At 74.1% G+C, this 19,285-nt stretch carries 10 protein-coding genes (1 of these 10 cut by a window edge); 6 read left to right on the top strand and 4 right to left on the bottom strand.

Going from position 1 to position 19,285, the window contains the following annotated elements; translation table 11 throughout:
- Nucleotides 1-1,136: the 3' portion of an MFS transporter gene (locus AC3AGO_RS18670; RefSeq protein ID WP_487824707.1), read on the top strand. The gene continues 163 nt to the left of window position 1, outside the view; only the last 1,136 of its 1,299 coding nucleotides appear in the window; its start codon lies off the left edge, out of view; the stop codon is at nucleotides 1,134-1,136.
- A gap of 129 nt (nucleotides 1,137-1,265) precedes the next feature.
- Here AC3AGO_RS18670 and AC3AGO_RS18665 read toward each other — a convergent pair whose 3' ends face one another.
- The gene (locus AC3AGO_RS18665; protein WP_487821349.1) at nucleotides 1,266-2,984 is read right to left on the bottom strand and encodes an ATP-binding SpoIIE family protein phosphatase; all 1,719 of its coding nucleotides are present in this window, start codon (nucleotides 2,982-2,984) and stop codon (nucleotides 1,266-1,268) included.
- Nucleotides 2,985-3,166: 182 nt separating this feature from the next.
- Complete coding sequence (locus AC3AGO_RS18660) at nucleotides 3,167-4,495, bottom strand: NAD(P)/FAD-dependent oxidoreductase (RefSeq protein WP_487824706.1); 1,329 nt, start codon at nucleotides 4,493-4,495, stop codon at nucleotides 3,167-3,169.
- 426 nt (nucleotides 4,496-4,921) lie between these two features.
- Here AC3AGO_RS18660 and AC3AGO_RS18655 point away from each other — a divergent pair, with 426 nt between their 5' ends.
- On the top strand, nucleotides 4,922-5,797 hold the full coding sequence (locus AC3AGO_RS18655; RefSeq protein ID WP_487821348.1) for a TetR/AcrR family transcriptional regulator: 876 nt from the start codon (nucleotides 4,922-4,924) through the stop codon (nucleotides 5,795-5,797).
- A 257-nt stretch (nucleotides 5,798-6,054) separates the two neighbouring features.
- The gene (locus AC3AGO_RS18650; protein WP_487821347.1) at nucleotides 6,055-7,962 is read left to right on the top strand and encodes a sigma-70 family RNA polymerase sigma factor; all 1,908 of its coding nucleotides are present in this window, start codon (nucleotides 6,055-6,057) and stop codon (nucleotides 7,960-7,962) included.
- 77 nt (nucleotides 7,963-8,039) lie between these two features.
- On the opposite strand, the gene AC3AGO_RS18645 is transcribed toward AC3AGO_RS18650, so the two are convergent.
- Entirely contained in the window at nucleotides 8,040-11,597 is a 3,558-nt protein-coding gene (locus AC3AGO_RS18645; RefSeq protein WP_487821346.1) for an AfsR/SARP family transcriptional regulator, read from the bottom strand.
- Between the two features lie 198 nt (nucleotides 11,598-11,795).
- Nucleotides 11,796-14,069, bottom strand: a complete 2,274-nt coding sequence (locus tag AC3AGO_RS18640; protein ID WP_487821345.1) for an asparagine synthase-related protein — start codon at nucleotides 14,067-14,069, stop codon at nucleotides 11,796-11,798.
- A 972-nt stretch (nucleotides 14,070-15,041) separates the two neighbouring features.
- Between AC3AGO_RS18640 and AC3AGO_RS18635 the strand changes: the two genes are divergently transcribed.
- The 3 genes from AC3AGO_RS18635 to trmB all read left to right on the top strand — a co-directional run bounded on the left by AC3AGO_RS18635 (nucleotide 15,042) and on the right by trmB (nucleotide 19,009).
- On the top strand, nucleotides 15,042-16,601 hold the full coding sequence (locus AC3AGO_RS18635; RefSeq protein ID WP_487821344.1) for an NsdA family TPR-like regulatory protein: 1,560 nt from the start codon (nucleotides 15,042-15,044) through the stop codon (nucleotides 16,599-16,601).
- A gap of 70 nt (nucleotides 16,602-16,671) precedes the next feature.
- Nucleotides 16,672-17,943: an L-2-hydroxyglutarate oxidase gene (lhgO, locus tag AC3AGO_RS18630; protein WP_487824705.1), complete on the top strand. Its 1,272-nt coding sequence runs from the start codon at nucleotides 16,672-16,674 to the stop codon at nucleotides 17,941-17,943.
- 238 nt (nucleotides 17,944-18,181) lie between these two features.
- The gene (gene trmB, locus AC3AGO_RS18625) at nucleotides 18,182-19,009 is read left to right on the top strand and encodes a tRNA (guanosine(46)-N7)-methyltransferase TrmB (protein WP_487821343.1); all 828 of its coding nucleotides are present in this window, start codon (nucleotides 18,182-18,184) and stop codon (nucleotides 19,007-19,009) included.
- Nucleotides 19,010-19,285 lie beyond the last annotated feature (276 nt).

Here is a 19,285-nt window from a genome sequence, read left to right as displayed (position 1 = left end):
CCGCGCTGCTCGTGCTGCCGTTCACGGGGCGGGTGATCGACCGACGCGGGCCGATGCCCGTCGCGGTCGGCGGCGCCGCGGCGTCCGCGGTGGGTGCGCTGGGCTTCGGCCTGTCCTCGACGGCGCCCTCGGTGCTGGTGTCGTCCGCGCTGATGGGCGGCGGCATCGCCGTACTGCAGCCGGCGCTGGCCACGATGATCGTGTGGTGCTCCACGGCGGAGACCCGGTCGCGCGCCTTCGCCACGCAGTTCTTCCTCAACAACGCGGGGCTGGGCGTCGGCGGGCTGCTCGGCGGGTTCCTCGTGGACGAGCACCAGCCGGCCAGCTTCACGATGCTGTTCTGCATCGAGGCCGTGATGTTCGTGGTGCTGCCGATGGTGCTGATCTCCGTGCGGCTGCCGGAGCGGCTCGGTGCCGAGCACACCGCTCCGCGGGAGCCGGGCGAGCCGAGCGGCTGGGGCACTCTGCTGCGGCACAAGCCGATGGTGCTGCTGTGCGTCCTCGGGTTCGTCCTCTTCTTCACCTGCTACGGGCAGTTCGAGTCCGGTCTGTCGGCGTACGCGGTGGAGGTCACGCGGATTTCGACCGCGACGCTGGGGACGGCGCTGGCCGCGAACACCGCGGTGATCGTGCTCGCGCAGTTCGTGGTGCTGCGGCTGGTGGAGCGGCGCCGGCGGAGCCGGGTCGTGATGGCGGTCGGGCTGATCTGGACGGTCGCGTGGCTGGCCGCGGGCGCCTCCGGTCTCGTGCACGGCTCGCAGGCGGTGGCGACCGCGCTGCTGATCGCCACGTACGCGCTGTTCGGGCTCGGCGAGACGATGCTGTCCCCGACGGTCGCGCCGCTGGTCGCCGATCTGGCGCCCGGGCGGCTCGTGGGTCAGTACAACTCGGCCTTCGCGCTGGTGAAGCAGATGGCGCTGTCCGTGGGTCCGGCGGTCGGCGGGCTGATGGCCGCGGGCGGTGCGTACGGGGTGTACATCGGGATGCTGGTGGTGTGCTCGCTGGGGATCAGTGGGCTGGCGCTGTGGATGGGGCGCAGTCTGACGGATCGTCAGGACCGGCCGTACGGGTCGGTGCTTGTTGCTGGGGCCGGTGCGGATGCGGTTCCGGATCCCCGGGTGGGGTCCTCCGTGTGACAACCGTGCGGGGCGCGTGTGGGGTGCGCGCTCCGCGTGGGTTGCGTACGTGGGGACAGGCCTCGCGGGTGCGGTCCGTGTGCCCACCCGTTCCGCCCCTTGGGCGGACCAGCTGCCCACACGGGGGGGTTATTTGCGGGGGAGGGCGAATTCGCACCAGACCGACTTGCCGCCGTCCGGGGTGCGGCGTGAGCCCCAGGCCGAGGCGATGGTGGCGACGATGGAGATACCGCGGCCCGCCTCGTCGACCGGTTCGGCGCGGCGGCGGCGCGGCAGGTGCTCGTCGCCGTCCGTCACCTCGACGATCAGGCGCCGGTCCGTGCGGCGAAGCCGTAGGCGCATCGGCGGGGTGCCGTGCTGGAGGGAGTTGGCGACGAGCTCGCTGGAGGCGAGGACGCCCAGGTCGTGCAGTTCCGTCGGGAAGCGCCACGAGGAGAGGACGCCCGACGCGAAGGCCCGGGCGCGCGGGGCCGCTTCCGTACCGCCGAGGAGGTCGAGCGCCGCGTTGTGGAACAGCTCCGCGTCCGGGCCGTCCCGCTCCGGGTGCTGGAGGACCAGCGCGGCGACGTCGTCGTCGTGTTCCGCGGTGATGCCGAGCGAGCGCAGCAGCCGGTCGCAGATGACCTCCGGGGTGCCGGCCGCGCCGGCGAAGGCCCGCTCCAGTGTGGCGACGCCCTCGTCGATGTCGGCGTCGCGCCGCTCGACCAGGCCGTCCGTGTAGAGGACCGCGGACGAGCCGGCGGCCAGCGTCAGCGTGCCGGACGTGTGGGTCCAGCCGCCGGTGCCCAGCGGCGGCCCCGTGGCGCCGTCCGCGCGGTTCACCGTGCCGTCGGACTCCCGGACGAGGATGGGCAGATGGCCTGCCGAGGCGTACGTGAGCCGTCCCTCGTTCGGGTCGTGCACCGCGTACACACACGTCGCGATCTGGGTGGAGTCGATCTCGGCGGCGAGGCCGTCCAGCAGTTGCAGGACCTCGTGGGGCGGCAGGTCGAGGCGGGCGTACGCGCGGACCGCCGTGCGCAGCTGGCCCATCACGGCGGCTGCCCGGACGCCGCGGCCCATGACGTCGCCGATCACGAGCGCGGTACGGCCGGCGCCGAGGGTGATGACGTCGTACCAGTCGCCGCCGACGGCCGCGTCCGTGCCGCCCGGCTGGTACGTGGCGGCCACCCGCAGATCGTCCGGCTGCTCCAACTCCTGCGGCAGCAGCGACCTTTGCAGGGTGACGGCGGCCTCGCGCTGACGGCGCTCGCTGGTGCGCAGCCGCTCGGCGGACTCCACCTGATCGGTGACGTCCGCGCCGAAGATGAGCACGCCCTCGCCGGCGGGCGCCGAGACGGGGGTGCAGGTGAAGGTGAAGTACACGTCGCGGCCCGAGGCGCCGGGCACCCGGCGGGACTTGACGGTGCGCGGCTTGCCGCTGCGCAGCACCTGGTCCATGAGGGGGAGCAGACCCAGCTCGTCGAGCTCGGGCAGCGCGTCGCGCGCGGTGTCGCCCGGGGTGCGGGGGCCGAAGACGGCGGCGTACGCGTCGTTGACGTACGCGATGCGGTGTTCGGGGCCGTGCACGACGGCGGCGAGGGCGGGGACCTGGCCGAGCAGATCGTGCACGGACAGCTCGTCGAAGCTGCGGGTGACATCCCGCGCTGCCGAGAAGGAGTCCGCGTCGGGACCGTCGGGCGCCGGCACCCCGGGGAGGCCGCCGGGGACCTCGCCGCCCTCGGCGCGGGCGGCCTCTTCGGCGCGGGCGGCCGGGACCGTACTCGCCTCTTCCTCCGCCGGCGGCTGCTCGGCGGGGGTGCGCCGTTGGGTGCCGGGCAGTCGGGCGCTCCAGCGCGTGAAGTTCACGGTCGTCCGGTCCTCGCGTCGTTCGCGGTAGTTCGTTCGCGGTTGTTCGCGGTGGTCACTCTTTGCAGATGATGGCCCACCCATGGTCACACGGGCCAGTGTGTCCCACGGCTCTGACATCCTCCGGACGCCGTCCGGCGGCGGGCAGTTCCCTTCCCGCCGCCGGACGGACTGACGCGGGGTCAGCTCGCCTCGGGGTGCCGCCCCGTGCCTGCCGCCAGCTCGAATTCCGCACGCGGATGTTCGAGGGAGCCCAGCGAGACGATCTCCCGTTTGAACAGCCCGGCCAGTGTCCACTCCGCGAGCACCCGCGCCTTCCGGTTGAAGGTGGGCACGCGGCTGAGGTGGTAGGCGCGGTGCATGAACCAGGCAGGGTAGCCCTTAAGTTTGCGCCCGTAGACATGCGCGACGCCCTTGTGCAGCCCAAGGGACGCCACCGAACCGGCGTACGAGTGCCGGTAGTCGGCGGTGGTGCCGCCCGTGAGGGTCGCGGCGAGGTTGTCCGCGAGGCGGCGTGCCTGGCGTACGGCGTGCTGCGCGTTGGGGGCGCACAGGGCTTCCGGGTCGTCGCCCTTCTCGCGGGCGATGATGTCCGGTACGGCGGCCGCGTCGCCCGCGGCCCACGCGTGGTCGACGCCGTCGACGCGCAGCCGGGCGGTGCACTTGAGCCGGCCGCGGTCGGTCAGCGGGAGGCCGCACGCGGCGAGTACGGGATGCGGTTTGACGCCCGCCGTCCACACGACCGTACGGGTGGGGCGCCGTGTGCCGTCGCTGAGCACGGCGACCCGGTCCTCGCACGAGTCCAGCCGGGTCTCCAGACGTACGTCGATGTCGCGGGCCCGCAGCTCGCGCAGCGCGTACGTGCCCATCTCCTCGCCGACTTCGGGGAGGATGCGCCCGCTGGCCTCGACGAGCAGGAAACGCAGGTCGTCGGGCTCGATGTTGTGGTAGTAGCGGCAGGCGTAGCGGGCCATGTCCTCCAGCTCGCCGAGCGCTTCGACGCCCGCGTAGCCGCCGCCGACGAACACGAAGCTGAGGGCGGCGTCCCGGACTTCGGGATTGCGGGTGGAGGAGGCGATGTCGAGCTGTTCGAGGACGTGGTTGCGCAGCCCGATGGCCTCCTCGACGGTCTTGAAGCCGATACCGTGCTCGGCGAGGCCGGGGACCGGCAGCGCGCGCGAGACGGAGCCGGGCGCCAGCACCAGCTCGTCGTACGGGACTTCGACCGCGCCGGTGCCCTCCTCCTCCGTGGCGAGGGTGGTCACGCGGGCGATCCGCTTGTCATGGTCGATGGAACGGACCTCGCCGACGAGCAGCCGGCAGCGCGGCAGGACGCGGCGCAGCGGGACGACCACATGGCGGGGCGAGATGGAGCCCGCGGCGGCCTCGGGCAGAAACGGCTGATACGTCATGTACGGGTCCGGGTCGACCACGACCACTTCCACCGGGCCCCCCACAGGCCCCCTCAGTTGCTGCTTCAGCTTCTGCTGCAGCCGCAGTGCGGTGTACATGCCGACGTAGCCGCCGCCGACCACGAGAATGCGCGCGGGTTCCTTCGTCGCCTTCGTCACCCGTCCATGACGCACCCGGTGGCCTCCGTTTGTCCACAGGGGGTACGGAACGCGTGATGCGGACGTGCCGGGGTCCCGTTTCGGCCAACTCCGGTACGTGCGGGGTTCCTTGCAGGTCAGCGGCGGGATGGGCCGGTCCATGGGGCGCCGGAAGGGGGTGACTTGGCCGCGTACTCCGATCGTGGGCCGTTCTGTGAGGAACTGCCCCCTTCTCTCTTGACGCGGGCTGAACTATGTTCGTATTCCGTCGGAGGTGCGCGGCGTGACGGACCCATGGGGTCGAGGAGCGCCAGTGCCCCGGCAGTGACAGGGCGGGGGTCTCCGGGGGGAGACTTGGGGAGACATATAGGCACCGGGGGAACACGCATGCACATGCAGGGCATTCAGGACTCTCATGCGAACGCGGCGGCGATGCCCGCTGCGGCGGATACGAACGGCGGCGCGGTCGCCGCCAATGGCGGCGCTGACGGCGCGGCGGGGCGTACGACGCCGCTGCGTGTCGACGCGCAGCGGAATCTGGAGCACGTGCTGCGCGCGGCGCGCGAGGTCTTCGGCGAACTCGGTTACGGGGCGCCGATGGAGGACGTCGCACGGCGCGCACGGGTGGGCGTCGGCACGGTGTACCGCCGCTTCCCCAGCAAGGACGTGCTGGTCCGGCGGATAGCCGAGGAGGAGACCGCGCGCCTCACCGAGCAGGCGCGCAGCGCCCTCGGGCAGGAGGACGAGCCGTGGGCGGCGCTGTCGCGCTTCCTGCGGACGTCGGTGGCGTCCGGCGCGGGAAGGCTGTTGCCCCCGCGGATACTCCGGGCCGACGCCGGCCACGACGCGCGGGTGCCGCAGCAGCGGGTGCCGGCCACGGAACCCGGCCAGGCGCAGAACCACCAGCCGCAGGCGCATCAGGCCCAGCATCACCAGACGCACGGGCCGAACGAGAACGGGCTGCGGCTCGTCGACGACGGCTTCCGCGCGTCGGCGCAGCGGCAGTCCGAGCCGGGCCCCGCGTCCGTGCCGGAGCCGGAGCCCGAGCCGGACAGTGCGGCGGAACTGCTGGGCGTGGTCGGGCAGCTGGTCGAACGGGCCCGCGCCGCCGGTGAGTTGCGTACGGACGTGACGGTCGGGGACGTACTGCTGGTGATCGCGACGGCGGCGCCTTCGCTGCCGGACGCGGCACATCAGGCGGCAGCGTCGAAGCGGCTGCTGGACATCCTGCTGGAGGGCCTGCGGTCGCGCCCCTCTCAGTGACACAGCCCTCTCAGTGACACGGTCGGATCAGTGACACGGTCCGCTCGGAGACGGTCCGATCAGTGGCGGTCCGCTCGGTGAGGCAGGGGTAGCCGTACGGAGCGCATTTGCTCACTCGTCCGGGTGGCGCGGCGACGGAGGGTACACGACCCGTCCCCGGATGAGTGGTTGCGGTGAACTCCCCCTTCCCTTCGCCCCCTCGTGTGGCAGGCTTTCCCGGTGATCGGGTACCTGAGTACGCACGGGGGGCCGCCGTCATGAGCGCCGAGGGCCGGGACGAGCAAGGGGTCGCCGGCGACACGCCGCCGCCCGGTGAGGGAGTGGCCGGCGAGGGGAAGCCCCCGGAGGGCACCGTCCCCACCCAGCGGAGTCCGCAGCAGGCCGGGGGCACGACGTCCCGCGCGCCGGGGGCCGGTTCGGGTGCCGCGGCGGGCGCCGCGGCGACGGCCGGTTCGAGTGCGGCGGCCGCCACGGTGGAGGCCCCGTCGGACACCGATCTCGTCTCCCGGATGCGCGACGGCGACAGTTCGGCGTACGACGAGCTGTACCGGCGGCACGCGGAGGCCGTCCGGCGCTACTCCCGCACGTGCTGCCGCGACGAGCACACCGCCGACGACCTCACCAACGAGGTCTTCGCGCGCACCCTCCAGGCGGTGCGCGGCGGCAAGGGACCCGAGACCTCCGTGCGCGCCTATCTGCTGACGTCGGTGCGGCATGTGGCCGCGGCCTGGGCGAAGACGCAGAAGCGCGAGCATCTCGTCGAGGACTTCGCGGTGTTCGTGCAGACCGAGGCGAAGGCCGGTTCGGCGTCCGACGAGGACACGATGGACCTCGGCGCCGATGTGCGGGCGATGCGCGAGGCCGAACAGACCCTGGTGGTCCAGGCGTTCAAGAGTCTGTCCGAAAAGGACCAGATGGTCCTGTGGCACACCACGGTCGAGGAGGCCAAGCCGAAGGAGGTCGCCCCGCTGCTGGGGATGACCGACAACGCGACGGCGGTCGCCGCGCACCGCGCCAGGGAGAACCTCAAGCAGGCGTATCTGCAGGCCCATGTGAGCCAGGCGCTCACCACGGGCGGCGAGTGCGCCCGGTACGCGGACCGCCTCGGTGCGTACGCGCGCGGCTCGTTGCGCACCCGTGCCGAACTCGGCCTGCGCAAGCACCTCAAGGAGTGCGAGCGCTGCCGGGAGGCCGCGGCCGAGGTCGTGAACCTCAACGAGCACATCCGTCTGCTCGTGCCGGTCGCCCTCATCGGCTGGTTCGCGACGGCGGGCGGTGCCAAGGCGTTCGGGCTGCTGGTCGGCGGCTCGGGTGCGGCAGCCGCCGCCGGAGGCGGGGCCGCGGCGGCGGGCGGAGGCGCGGCCTCCGAAGGCCTCGGCGCCCCCGCGAAGATCGGCATCGCGGCCGGCGCCACGGTCGCGGCCGGTGCCGTGCTGGCCTACGCGCTGGCCGGCGGCGAGCCGCCCAAGAAGCCCGAGGCGAAGCCGAAACCGCCGCCCGCCGCGCCGTCCAAGCCCGCTTCGAAGCCGGAACCCAAGCCCAAGCCGCCACCACCGCCCGAGCCGAAACCGAAGCCCAAGCCGAAGCCCGATCCCCCGAAGCCCAAGCCCAAGCCCAAGCCGAAGCCGCCGCCGGAGAAGCCGGAGCCGAAGCCGACGCCCAAGCCCCCGGCGAAGCCGAAGCCTCCGCCGCCGAAGCCGGCGCCCAAGCCGACGCCGCCCAAGGACTTCCCGGTCAACGAGCTGTCGTACGACGTCTTCGACTGGCAGCGGCAGGACCCGGACAAGCCGAGAGTGCGCGTCGGCGAGAGCACCCCGTTGTGGCAGCGCCAGGGCATGAGCATCAACAACAAGCAGTACGCACACGGTGTCACCGTGCCCGGCCAGTCGTCCGTGACGGTCGACCTGAACCGCAGCTGCTCGGCGTACGACGCGCTGGCCGGCATCGACGACATGACGATGGGCCTCGGCCGCGCCCGGTTCTCGGTGTTCGGGGACGGGCGGCAGCTGTGGCAGTCACCCGTCATCCGCGGCAGGCAGTCGGCGGTTCCGGTGCATGTGCCGCTGGACGGCGTGAAGACCATGCGGCTGGTGGTCACACCGCAGACGCCCGGGGAGGGTGTGACGGTGGCGGACTGGGCGCAGTCCAGGATCACTTGCCGCTGACGACGCCCTGAAAGGGGCGCGGGGAACTGCGCAAACCCACAGCGCGACCGGCAGCCGCCTGCGGATCACAAGGCAGGTCAGGGACCGGCGGGTCCGCCCTCGCCGGCCTCGCTCCCGGTCAGCGTGTCCAGGAGGGCGATGGCCCGGCGTACGGTGCGGGCCGGGTCGTGCGGCCCGGACGGCTCCGCCCCGTGCGGGTCCTGCGGGTCGGGCAGCGGCGCGCCGCCCGCGCGCTCCCGTACGGCCGCGTCCATGCGCAACTCCGGGACGCTGGGCGCGAGTTCGCCGCGCACCGTGAGCGCCGCGTCCGCCAGCCAGCGTGCCGCGCCGGGCAGTCCGCCGCCGACCGCGATGGACGCCGCGCCCAGCACACAGCTGGCCAGCACTGTTTCGGGCGAGCCCGCCTCCAGGCCGCGCCGCAGTGATTCCCGGACCCGCCACAGCGCGTCCTGTACGGGGACGCCCTCGGCCGCCGCGATCCGCCCGTCCAGCATCCGCATCGCCACCTCGAACATGGCGGGCGGCGTCCCGAGGGTGCTGTGGGTGTGGGCCTCCGCGTACAGCTTCCGGGCCCGCTGCGGCTCGCCGGCGTCGACCGCGATGAGCGCCCGCAGGAAACCGGCGAAAGCGCGTGCGTCCTTGATGCCCAGCCTGTCCGCTTCCTCGTCGGACTCCTGCGCGAGTCGTTCCGCCTGTTCGCTGTCGCCCTTCCGGTACCAGTTCTCCGCGATGCGGGCCTGCAGCACCGGGATCTCCGTGAAGGCGCCCAGCTCCTTCGCGTACCGCATGGCCTTGACGTACTCGCCGCGCGCCTCGTCGTACCGGCCGGACTGGGTGTCGATCTCGGCGCGCAGGCCCGAGACCTGGCTGATCAGCCAGCGGTCTCCGGTGGAGCGGGCCAGCGCGTCGATCTCGGGCAGGTAGGAGTCGGCGCCGCCCAGGCCGTGCGGCGCGTCGATCGTCACGTGGGCGCGGAACAGCAGCGCCACCGCGAGCTCCCACGGGCCGCCGTACGTACGGCAGTTGGCGACGGAGTCCCGCATCAGGCGGGCCACGCCCTCGCTGTCCTCGGCGAGGAAGGCGGTGAACGGCCAGAGCAGGCCCGGGAATTGGGCGGCGGCGGGCTGCGGGCGGCTGAATGTCTCCAGCAACTCCCGTACGACGGTCTTCTGGTGCTGCTCGTCGTCCCTGCTGAGGACGGAGCCGTGCTGCTCGTAGAGCAGGAAGTAGTAGAGCAGCTCGAACTCGCGGTAGCGGATCTCCGTGTCCGCGTCCCGCGCGGCACGGTCGGCGGGCATGAATCCGAGCGCCGCCTGCGTCCACTGGGCGCCCTCGTCACGGTAGTTGCGCAGCCACCAGAACCAGCCCATGTGCCGCACCAGGCCGTTCAGCGTCTCCCCGTCACGGACGAGGACGGCGCGGTGCAGCACGGCGCGGATGTTGTCGAGGTCCGCCTCCAGCCGCGGGAACCAGCTGAGCTGCTCGGCGGAGCGCAGCCGGGGTTCGGCGGCGGTGACGAAGCGGACGATCTGCCCGGTGTGCCGCCGCTCGGCCGCGGACCGTTCGGCGGGGTGGTCGGCGGCGCGCTCCTTGGCGTACTCGTGGATGGTCTCCAACATGCGGTACCGCAAGCCGGTTTCGGCGAGCGGCGGCGGCCTGTCGGTGACGAGAATCGACTTGTCGATGAGCGCGCCGAGCAGATCCAGGACGTCGGCCTCGGCCACGTCGGCGCCGTCGGCGTCCACCGCCGGGCCCGCGCACACGTACTCGGCCGCGGAGAGGGTGCAGCCGCCGGCGAAGACGGACAGCCGCCGTACGACGGTGCGTTCGCACTCGTCCAGCAGGTCCCAGGACCAGTCGACGACCGCGCGCAGCGTCTGCTGGCGCGGCAGTACGGTGCGGCTTCCGCCGGTCAGCAGCCGGAACCGGTCGTCGAGCCGGTCGGCGATCTGGCGCGGGGTGAGCGAACGCAGCCGCGCGGCGGCGAGTTCGATGGCGAGCGGCAGCCCGTCGAGCCTGCGGCAGATCTCGGCGACGGCGTCCGGATCGGAGTCCGTACGGAATCCGGGGCTGGCCGCGGTGGCCCGGTCGGCGAACAGCCGGAGCGCGGGCTCCGGCGGCAGCGGCTCGACGGGCCGCACCGACTCGCCCGGTACGCCCAGGGGTTCGCGGCTGGTCGCGAGGACGCTGAGGCCCGGACAGTGCGCGAGGAGCGTCTCGGCGAGGCGGGCCGCGGCGTCGATGACGTGCTCGCAGTTGTCGAGGACGAGGAGAAGGCGGCGGTGCGCACAGAACTCCAGCAGCGGGGCGAGCGCGGCACTCGCGCGCTCCGCGGCGGGCTCTTCCGTGTCCGGTGATTCGGGGGCCGGCGGGCGGGGTGTCTCCATGCTGCCGCCGGTGAACAGGGCGGTGTCGCGCCGCCCCAGGGCGCTGAGCACGGCACCGGGCACGGCGGCGGGATGGTCGAGCGGAGCGAGCTCCACGAGCCAGGCACCGTCCGGATACGCGGTCTCGGCGCTCCGCGCGGTCGCCGCGGCCGCGGCCTGCTCGGCGAGCCGCGTCTTGCCGGACCCTCCGGGACCGGTCAGCGTGACGAGGCGGGAACGGCGCAAGTCGCCGTGCAGCGTGGCGAGATCGGCCTCGCGGCCGACGAAGCTGGTGAGCCGCGCCCGCAGATTGCCCTGCGGCGCGTGCTCCGGCGGCGGGACGTGCTCCGACGGCGGGGCGGACGCGGGCTCCGGCTGCGGTTGATCGGGCGCGTACGGGCTCCGCTGCGGTCGGCTCTCCGGTGTGTGCGGGGGCTTCCCTCTGTGTGGGCCCTCCGTCGCGTACGGGCTCCGCGCCCTGTACGCGGCCTCCGTCCCGTACGTGCTCTCCGTCCCGTACGTGCCCTCCGGTGCCGTGCCGCTGTCCAGCAACTCCGCGTACAGGCAGCGGAGTTCCGCGCCGGGGTCCGCGCCGAGCCGGTCGGCGATCTCGCGGCGTACCGCCTCGTACGCCTCCAGCGCCTCCGCCGTGCGGCCGGTGTCCCGCAGCGCGCGGAGGAGCATCGCCTGAACGGGCTCGTCCAGGAGCCGCTGCGCGGCGAGTTCACGCAGCGCGGGCAGTACGGCGTCCGCGTGCCCCAGCGCGAGCTCGGCCGCGAACCGGCGCTGCTCGGTGGACCGGCGCAGGGCCTCGGGCCGCGCGGCGGCGCCGACCTGGTCGGGCAGGTCGGCGAGGGCGGGGCCGCGCCACAGGTCCAGGGCCTCCCGCAGCGCGGCGGCGGCCGCGGCGGGGTCGCCCGCCTCCAGCGCCCGCGCCCCGTCCCCGGCCAGCCGCTCGAACCGGTGCAGATCGACGTCGTCGGGCCCGGCCGTGAGCCGGTATCCGCCGGGCAGCGACTGCACGGCGTCCCGTCCCAGCGCGCGGCGCAGCCGCCCGACCAGGGCCTGAAGCGCTGCGGGGGCGTCGGCGGGGAGGGAGTCGGCGTCGGCCCACACCTCGCCGATGAGCACGTCGACGGGAACGGGTGCGGGGCTGTCGGCGCGCAGCGCGAGCGCGGTGAGCAGCGAGCGGACCCGCGGACCACCGAGGCCCACGGGTTCGCCGCGCTCGTCCCGCGCCTCGGTCGCCCCCAGAATCAGATACCGCACGGCCCCATTGTCACCGAGCGTGCCCGGTACGCCCCCTGATTTTCCGGCGGGCGGCGGAGCGGCCTCGGGGATGGCCCCGAGGGAGGCCCCGGAGAAGGCCTTGGGGAACGCCTCGGGGATGGCCCCGCACACAGCGGGTGTGCCGGCCGTACGGGAGGTGTGCCGGGTCGTACCGGGCGCGGGTGTGCCGGGCCGCGGTCAGAGGGCCGGCCGGGTGGGCGGCGGGGTGACGCCGCCTGCTGCCGCGCGCTGTTTGGGGGCCGCGGCGCCCGCCCAGCAGGTGCCGCGGCGGGACAGCAGCCGCCGCAGCCACAGTTCCGTGGAGACCAGGTCGGCCAGCCCGTCGAGCTGCACCCGTTCACCGTCCGCCGCCGCGCGCAGCGCACCCCGTACGACGCGGGCCTCCACCAGGCCGGCGTCGGCGAGCAGGGGCGCGTCGAACAGATCCAGCAGCTCCTCCACGGAGACCCGCAGCCCGGCCCGTACGGACGCGGCCTGGGTGGCGTGCGAGGGGGCGCCCCAGCCTTCGGGCAGCTCATGCACACCGGCGCCGGCCAGGACAGCGCGCAGGACCGAGGCGCGCGCTCCGGGCTTCACCCGGAGCGCTTCGGGGAGTGCGCGGCAGGCGCGGACGACCTCGTTGTCGTAGAAGGGGGCGTGCAGGCGCTGGCTGCGCACCTCCGCCGCCTGCTCCAGTACGCGGTGGTCGGCGGCCTGGCGGGCGAGCGCGGCGCGGGCGCGGCGCTCGCCGGGGCGTTCCACCGTGGGCCGGGTCTGCGCCGACGTCTCCAGCCTGCGCGCCACTTCGGCGAGCGCCTCGCCGGTGAGCCAGCGTGCCGCGGGTCCCGGCCGGCACCAGGTGAGCGCGGCGACGGACGCGCCGACCGCGCCTTCCTCGCCGGAACCGGGGCCAGTGCCGAGCCCGTTGCCCGCACCGGAGGCGGAACTCCCGTTCGCGAGCGTCCCGTTGGCGGAACCTTTCGCCCCGTCCCGCAGCGCTGCCGCTGTCGCCTCGACCCCCTCCCGGTACGGCGTACGGGCCAGCCGCCGCGCCGCCCGGTACACGGTCCACGGCACCAGCACCGCGCGCCCCGGCTGCACCCCCTCGGCGCGCGCCAACGCGGCGACGGGGCGCAGCAGATGGCGTCTGCGCCGGTCCAGCAGCAGGTCCGCCATCCGCGCCGGGTGGGCGTCCAGCACCTGCCGGGCGCCGAGCCCCACGAAGTGGTCGGCGCTGCCCGCGGCCAGCCGCTGCCGGTGCCGGCCCGCGGTGACCAGGGAGGGGCCGGGCTCGTCCGTGAGCGGGCCGTCCAGCTCCGCGTACGGCAGGGCCTCCTCGCCCGCGGCGACGACGATGTGGTGCAGCCGCGGGTTCTCGGCGATGCTGCGGGCCCGCTCCAGCTCGGGGCCCGCGGCGGGCGAACCGCCGCCCGTGGCGAGGTCGTTGAAGGTGACGGCGAGGAGCCGTTCGCCGGCCTCGGTCTCGCCGGCGCCGTACAGCGTGCCCGGCATGCCGGGCAGTCCGGCCGCCAGCAGCGCGAGCGTCCCGGACGCGGGGCCGCCCGACAGGTCGGCGCCGATGCCGGGTGCGGGGCCGCCCCGCGCCGCGCGGCGTTCGGCGGGGCCCATGCCGGGGACGGGGCCGGGGTCGAGCCCGAAGTCCTGTTCCGCCGCGTGCCGTGGCGCGGCGAGGCGGGCCCGTACGGCATCGACCAGCGCGTCCCGTACGCGCGCGACCGCCGCGTCCGGGTCGGCGGGCGGCGGCGCGCCGGACACCAGGGAGGCGGACCGCTCATAGCCGGTGATCTCCCGGCTGCCGCCCTCGCGCAGGATGAGGGCGTGCCCCGGCGGTACGCGGCGCACGCCCGCGTACGGGGTGCCGTCGCCGAGCGCTTCGGGGGCGTCGGGGCAGGCCAGCAGCGACGCCAAGTGGCCGACGTCCAGCTGTGCCTCGATCAGGTCGGCGAGCGGCAGCGCGGCCGTGGCGTACGCCGTACCGCCCGCCCACGGGGTGTGGAAGACGGGGCGGACGCCGGCCAGGTCGGCGGCGATGGTGAGGCGCCGTCCCGCCCGGGCCACGGCGGTGTAACTGCCGGACCAGGCGGTCAGATGGCGGAAGGCACCGCCGCGTGCGGCGTTCAGTCCTGCGCGGAGTTCGTCGTCGGTCGCGCCGCAACAGCCCAGGACGGCAAGGCGGTTGCCGGAGTCGGTCTGGACAACGCGGATCTCGTCCGGCCGCCAGTCGCCGACGGCCCACAGCGGGTCGGGGTCGCCCCAGAGCAGCTGGGCGCCGACGGGGTGCAGGGTGCGGCTCTCGTCGTCCTCGTCGAGGACGGCGCCTGCCGCGGGCCCCGTCCGGGGTCCGGGCGCCGGTCCCGCGGCGGGTCCGCTGTAATTCGGGCCGCCCCGGGTGCCGTTGCCGGCCGGCGCGCTTCCCGTGACGGCGCTGCTCCACCCCACCAACCAACGCATCGCCGCCCGCCTCCGCTGCCTGCTGCCGTTGCGGCCATGTTGCCACGAGAGCGGGGCGGGAGAGGCACATAAGGGGCGCGTACCTTCGGCCCGCGCACCTCGGCCGGGCGCGGTACGCACGCGGTACGTACGCCGTTCACGCCTCCGACGCGCCCGTGCCTCGACCTCGGCCGCCGGGCGCCGCGGTCCGCTCAACGCGCCCCAGTGACCCGGTCGTTCACGCCCGGCGCACGCCCGGGAGAAGAGAGGGGCGCACTCCGCGCGGACGTCGGGGCACGGCTCCGTACGCGCTTCCGTTTGCGGGTGCGTGCATGCCGGCGTTTGCGGTACGGGGCCGGGCGCCGGCGCCGGATTCCGGCCCGTACAGCGGCATATGCCGCAGGCTCCCCCGCCGGGCACCGTCCGGCGGACCGATGCCATTCGGCCAAATCTGTTCGGGCGGAAGGTGATTGCGGGCACTCTTCGACAGGTCCACAACCGGAGCGCGGCCGTCCCGTCCGCGCCGGGGCGCGGCCCTCGACGGCCGGCCTTGTCAGCCCGGGAGGCGTCCCCGCCCCCCGGGCCGGACCGCCGCCCGCGGGGAATTGAGACGGCGGTGTCCCCCAGCCCGCTGCACCAGGACGTTCCTGCACGTTCCCGGACAACGGGCCGACCCACGCGACTCTCATGAAACCGCTCGGGACCCACTTCGCACAGGCGCATGGCCGGGCGCACGGCCACACGCGCGGAGCGCAGAGGCCACCCGTTCGATTCCGGCCCGGCCGGCGGAGGCCCATTACGGGCGCTTTCGCGTCCGCGCGGCACCCGTCCGGGAGTTGGCACGTGCCGGACGGACGTACAGGGGCGCGCACACAGATCCCGCCATCCGGGAAGCGCCCCCTTAACGGTCGGGATCCGGCGAACTACTCTGAGTTCACGAATGTCCCCCGCCGCACGGCACGGGGCGATCGTCGGTGTTCAGGGGTGCTGCGCATGTCCAGGGACTCACGCGGGCCGAATGAGAAGCTCGGCACGGTTCTCGCGCTCGCAGGAATCAGCAACGCCGGACTCGCCCGCAGGGTCAACGACCTCGGCGCGCAGCGCGGCTTGACCCTCCGCTACGACAAGACGTCGGTGGCGCGCTGGGTCTCCAAGGGCATGGTCCCGCAGGGAGCCGCGCCCCATCTGATCGCCGCCGCGATCGGCAGCAAGCTCGGCCGGCCCGTGCCGCTGCACGAGATCGGCCTCGCGGACGCCGACCCGACGCCCGAAGTCGGCCTCGCCTTCCCGCGGGACGTCGGCAGAGCGGTGAAGGCGGCGACCGATCTGTACCGCCTGGACCTGCACGGCGGACGCCGCGGCGGTGGCGGCATCTGGCAGTCTCTGGCGGGCTCCTTCTCGGTGAGCGCGTACGCGACGCCGGCCTCGCGCTGGCTCATATCCCCGGCCGACAGTTCGGTGGCACGCGACGCGCAGACCGCCGCGGCCACCCGTACCGCCCTCGCCGACGGCCCGGGCGGGCACGAACACGCGGCGCACGAAGGGCCCCCGGACGGTACGGAGAGCCGGGCCCCGGACGGCGCGGACGGGCCCGAGGGCGAGGGACAGGAGGGCGCCGACGGCGAACCGGTCCCGCTGCGCGTCGGCCACACCGACGTCGCGAAGCTGCGCGAGGCGGCCGACGAGGCACGCCGCTGGGACTCCAAGTACGGCGGCGGGGACTGGCGTTCGTCGATGGTGCCCGAATGCCTGCGGGTGGACGCGGCGCCGCTGCTGCTCGGCTCGTACACCGACGAGGTCGGCCGTTCCCTGTTCGGCGCGACGGCCGAACTCACCCGGCTCGCAGGCTGGATGGCGTTCGACACCGGCCAGCAGGAGGCCGCGCAGCGGTACTACATCCAGGCGCTGCGGCTGGCCCGCGCGGCCGCCGACGTACCGCTCGGCGGCTACGTGCTGGCGTCCATGTCCCTCCAGGCGACCTACCGCGGCTTCGCCGACGAGGGCGTCGACCTGGCGCAGGCGGCGCTGGAGCGGAACCGCGGCCTGGCCACGGCCCGCACCATGAGCTTCTTCCGGCTCGTCGAGGCGCGCGCCCACGCGAAGGCCGACGACTCGCACGCGTGCGGCGTGGCGCTGTCCTCCGCAGAGAGCTGGCTGGAGCGGGCCAGGTCCGGCGACGGCGACCCCTCCTGGCTCGGCTTCTACTCGTACGACCGGCTGGCCGCCGACGCCGCCGAGTGCTACCGCGATCTGAAGGCACCGCGCCAGGTCCGCCGGTTCACGGAGAAGGCACTGTCGAAACCGACGGAGGAGTTCGTACGCTCCCACGGGCTGCGGCTGGTCGTCTCGGCGGTGGCCGAGCTGGAGTCGGGGAATCTCGACGCGGCGTGCGAGGCGGGCACGCGCGCCGTCGAAGTGGCCGGGCGCATCTCGTCGGCGCGCACCACGGAGTACGTACGCGACCTGCTGCACCGGCTGGAGCCGTACGGGGACGAGCCGCAGGTCGCCGAATTGCGCGAGCGCGCCAGGCCGCTGCTGGTGGCCCCGGCGTGATGTGCGCAACGACTCCGACCGGCCGGATCGTGATCAACACCGCAGCCGATTGTCAGTGGCCGGCCTCATGATGGGTCGCGTGTCCACGAAGTCCACGGCGTCCACGACCGCGTACGACTGCGATGTGCTGGTGATCGGCGGCGGCATCGTCGGTCTGTCCACGGCCTATGCCCTCACCCGCGCCGCGCCGGGCACGCGCGTGCTCGTGCTGGAGAAGGAGCCAGGACCCGCCCGGCACCAGACGGGGCGGAACAGCGGAGTGATCCACAGCGGTATCTACTACCGCCCCGGCTCGCTCAAGGCCCGCTTCGCGGTCGAGGGCGCGGCCGAAATGGTCAAGTTCTGTGCGGAGCACGGCATTCCGCACGAGGTGACGGGCAAGCTGATCGTCGCCACGGAGCGGGAGGAGCTGCCCCGGCTGCACTCCCTGATCCAGCGCGGCCGGCAGAACGGCATCGCCGTCCGCGAGTTGGGCCCCGCGCAGATAGCCGAGCGCGAGCCGCACGTCCGCGGCCTCGCCGCCATCCACGTCGGCTCTACCGGCATCGCCGACTTCGGCGCGGTCGCCGCCCGGCTGGCGGGTCTCGCCTGCGACGGCGGCGCGCAGGTGCGGTACGGCGCGCAGGTCACCGCCGTGGACCGGCGACACGGCCGCGGCGTCGCCGTCCGCGTGGCCGCCCCCGGCTCCGGCGGCGCGCTCGCGGAGACCTCCGTGATCCGGGCCCGCGCCATGGTCAACTGCGCGGGCCTGCACTGCGACGAGGTGGCCCGGCTCGCCGGCGACGACCCGGCAGCGCGGATCATCCCGTTCCGCGGGGAGTATTTCGAACTCGCTCCCGAGCGCCGTGACCTGGTCCGCGGCCTCGTGTATCCGGTGCCCGACCCGGCGTTCCCCTTCCTCGGCGTCCACCTCACCCGGGGCATCGACGGCGAGGTCCACATCGGCCCCAACGCCGTGCCGGCCCTCGCCCGCGAGGGATACGACTGGAGCACGGTCCGGCCCCGCGAGCTCGCCGGCGTCCTCGGCTACCCGGGCTCCTGGCGGGTGGCCTCCCGGCACTGGCGGTACGGGGTGGGCGAGTTGCACCGCTCCCTCTCCAAGCGCGCCTTCACCGGTGCGGTCCGCCGCCTGCTCCCGTCGGTCACCCCGGACGATCTGCGCCCCGCGCCCGCCGGTGTGCGGGCCCAGGCCGTGCTGCGGGACGGGACCCTCGCGGACGACTTCCTGATCACGGAGTCCCCGCACACGGTCCACGTCCTCAACGCCCCGTCCCCCGCAGCCACCGCCTCCCTCCCCATCGGCCGAGAAATAGCCCAAAGAGCGCTGGCGGCTCTCAGCTGAGGTGTGGGCGGCTGGTCCGCCCACCCCGGGGTGGGCAGCTGGTCCGCCCGGGGGGGCGGAACGGGTGGGCACCCCGGACCGCACCCGCGAGGTCACGTCCCCCCGTACGCAACGCACGCGCCCGCAAGGGCGCCCCGCACACAACGGGACAGCAGGGCGCAGGCCGCAGGTCACCCCCACCCCGCCCCGTAAACTGGACCGCACTGTGTCCGAGACCCCCAACCCCCACGCACCCAAGATGTCCGTGCAGCCCGAGCAGCCCGGGATCCACACCGGTCCCCCCAAGCTGGAGATGTTCCCCGACGGCACCGGCCCCTCCGTGGACCCCGCCGGCTCCCACCACGAGCGCCGCATCCGCAGCTTCCAGCCCCGCCGCAGCCGCGTCACCCCCGGCCAGCGCGCCGCGATCCTCGACCACTGGCCGAAGTGGGGCTTCGACATCGACGGGCTGCGCCGCGTCGACCTCGGCGAGCTCTTCGCGGACGCCGGCCTCGACCCGCAGCTCGACCCGAACCGCAATCCCGCGCTCGGCCCCGCTCTCCCCGTCGTCCTCGAAATCGGCTTCGGCATGGGCGAGGCCACCGCGCAGATGGCGGCCGAGGACCCGAAACAGGGCATTCTCGCCGTCGACGTGCACACCCCCGGCCAGGGCAATCTGCTGCGCCTCGCCGACGAGTACGGGCTGTCCAACGTCCGCGTGGCCAACGGCGACGCGATCATCCTGCTGCGCGAGATGCTCGCCCCGGAGAGCCTGTCCGGGCTGCGCGTCTACTTCCCCGACCCGTGGCCGAAGAAGCGGCACCACAAGCGCCGGCTGATCCAGCCCGAGTTCCTGGACCTCGCGGCGGGCCCGCTGCGTTCGGGCGCGCTGCTGCACTGCGCGACGGACTGGGAGTCGTACGCGGAACAGATGCTGGAAGTCCTCACCGAACACCCGGCCTTCGAGAACACCGAGCCCGGCGGCGGCTTCGCCCCGCGCCCCCCGTTCCGGCCCCGTACACGCTTCGAGGGCCAGGGCCTGGACAAGGGCCACAAGGTCTACGACCTCCTCTTCCGCCGCGTCTGACGGCCGCAGGCCGTCCTGTTCGCGGTGGTCGCTGCCGCCGGAGCACGGACCGAACGCCCGGCGTCCTCCTGTGGCTCGGGGCCGGCGGCCCACAGGCCGGGAACGTCTCCCGCAGTCCGCATTCCGCCGCCACGCTCGTTAATGTCGACGAGTGAACAACGAGGGAGAAGGCGCACACGACATATCCGGAACACAGGCCTCCACGCCGTACCCGGAGCCGCCGGCGCACCCTCCCCTGCCGTCACACGTACCGCACTCCACTCCGAGCGACTCTCC

The sequence above is a fragment of the Streptomyces sp. BL1 genome (genome assembly GCF_057628045.1).
The sequence above is the reverse complement of the archived record's forward strand: the minus strand, read 5'-3'. Positions and strand labels throughout refer to the sequence as shown.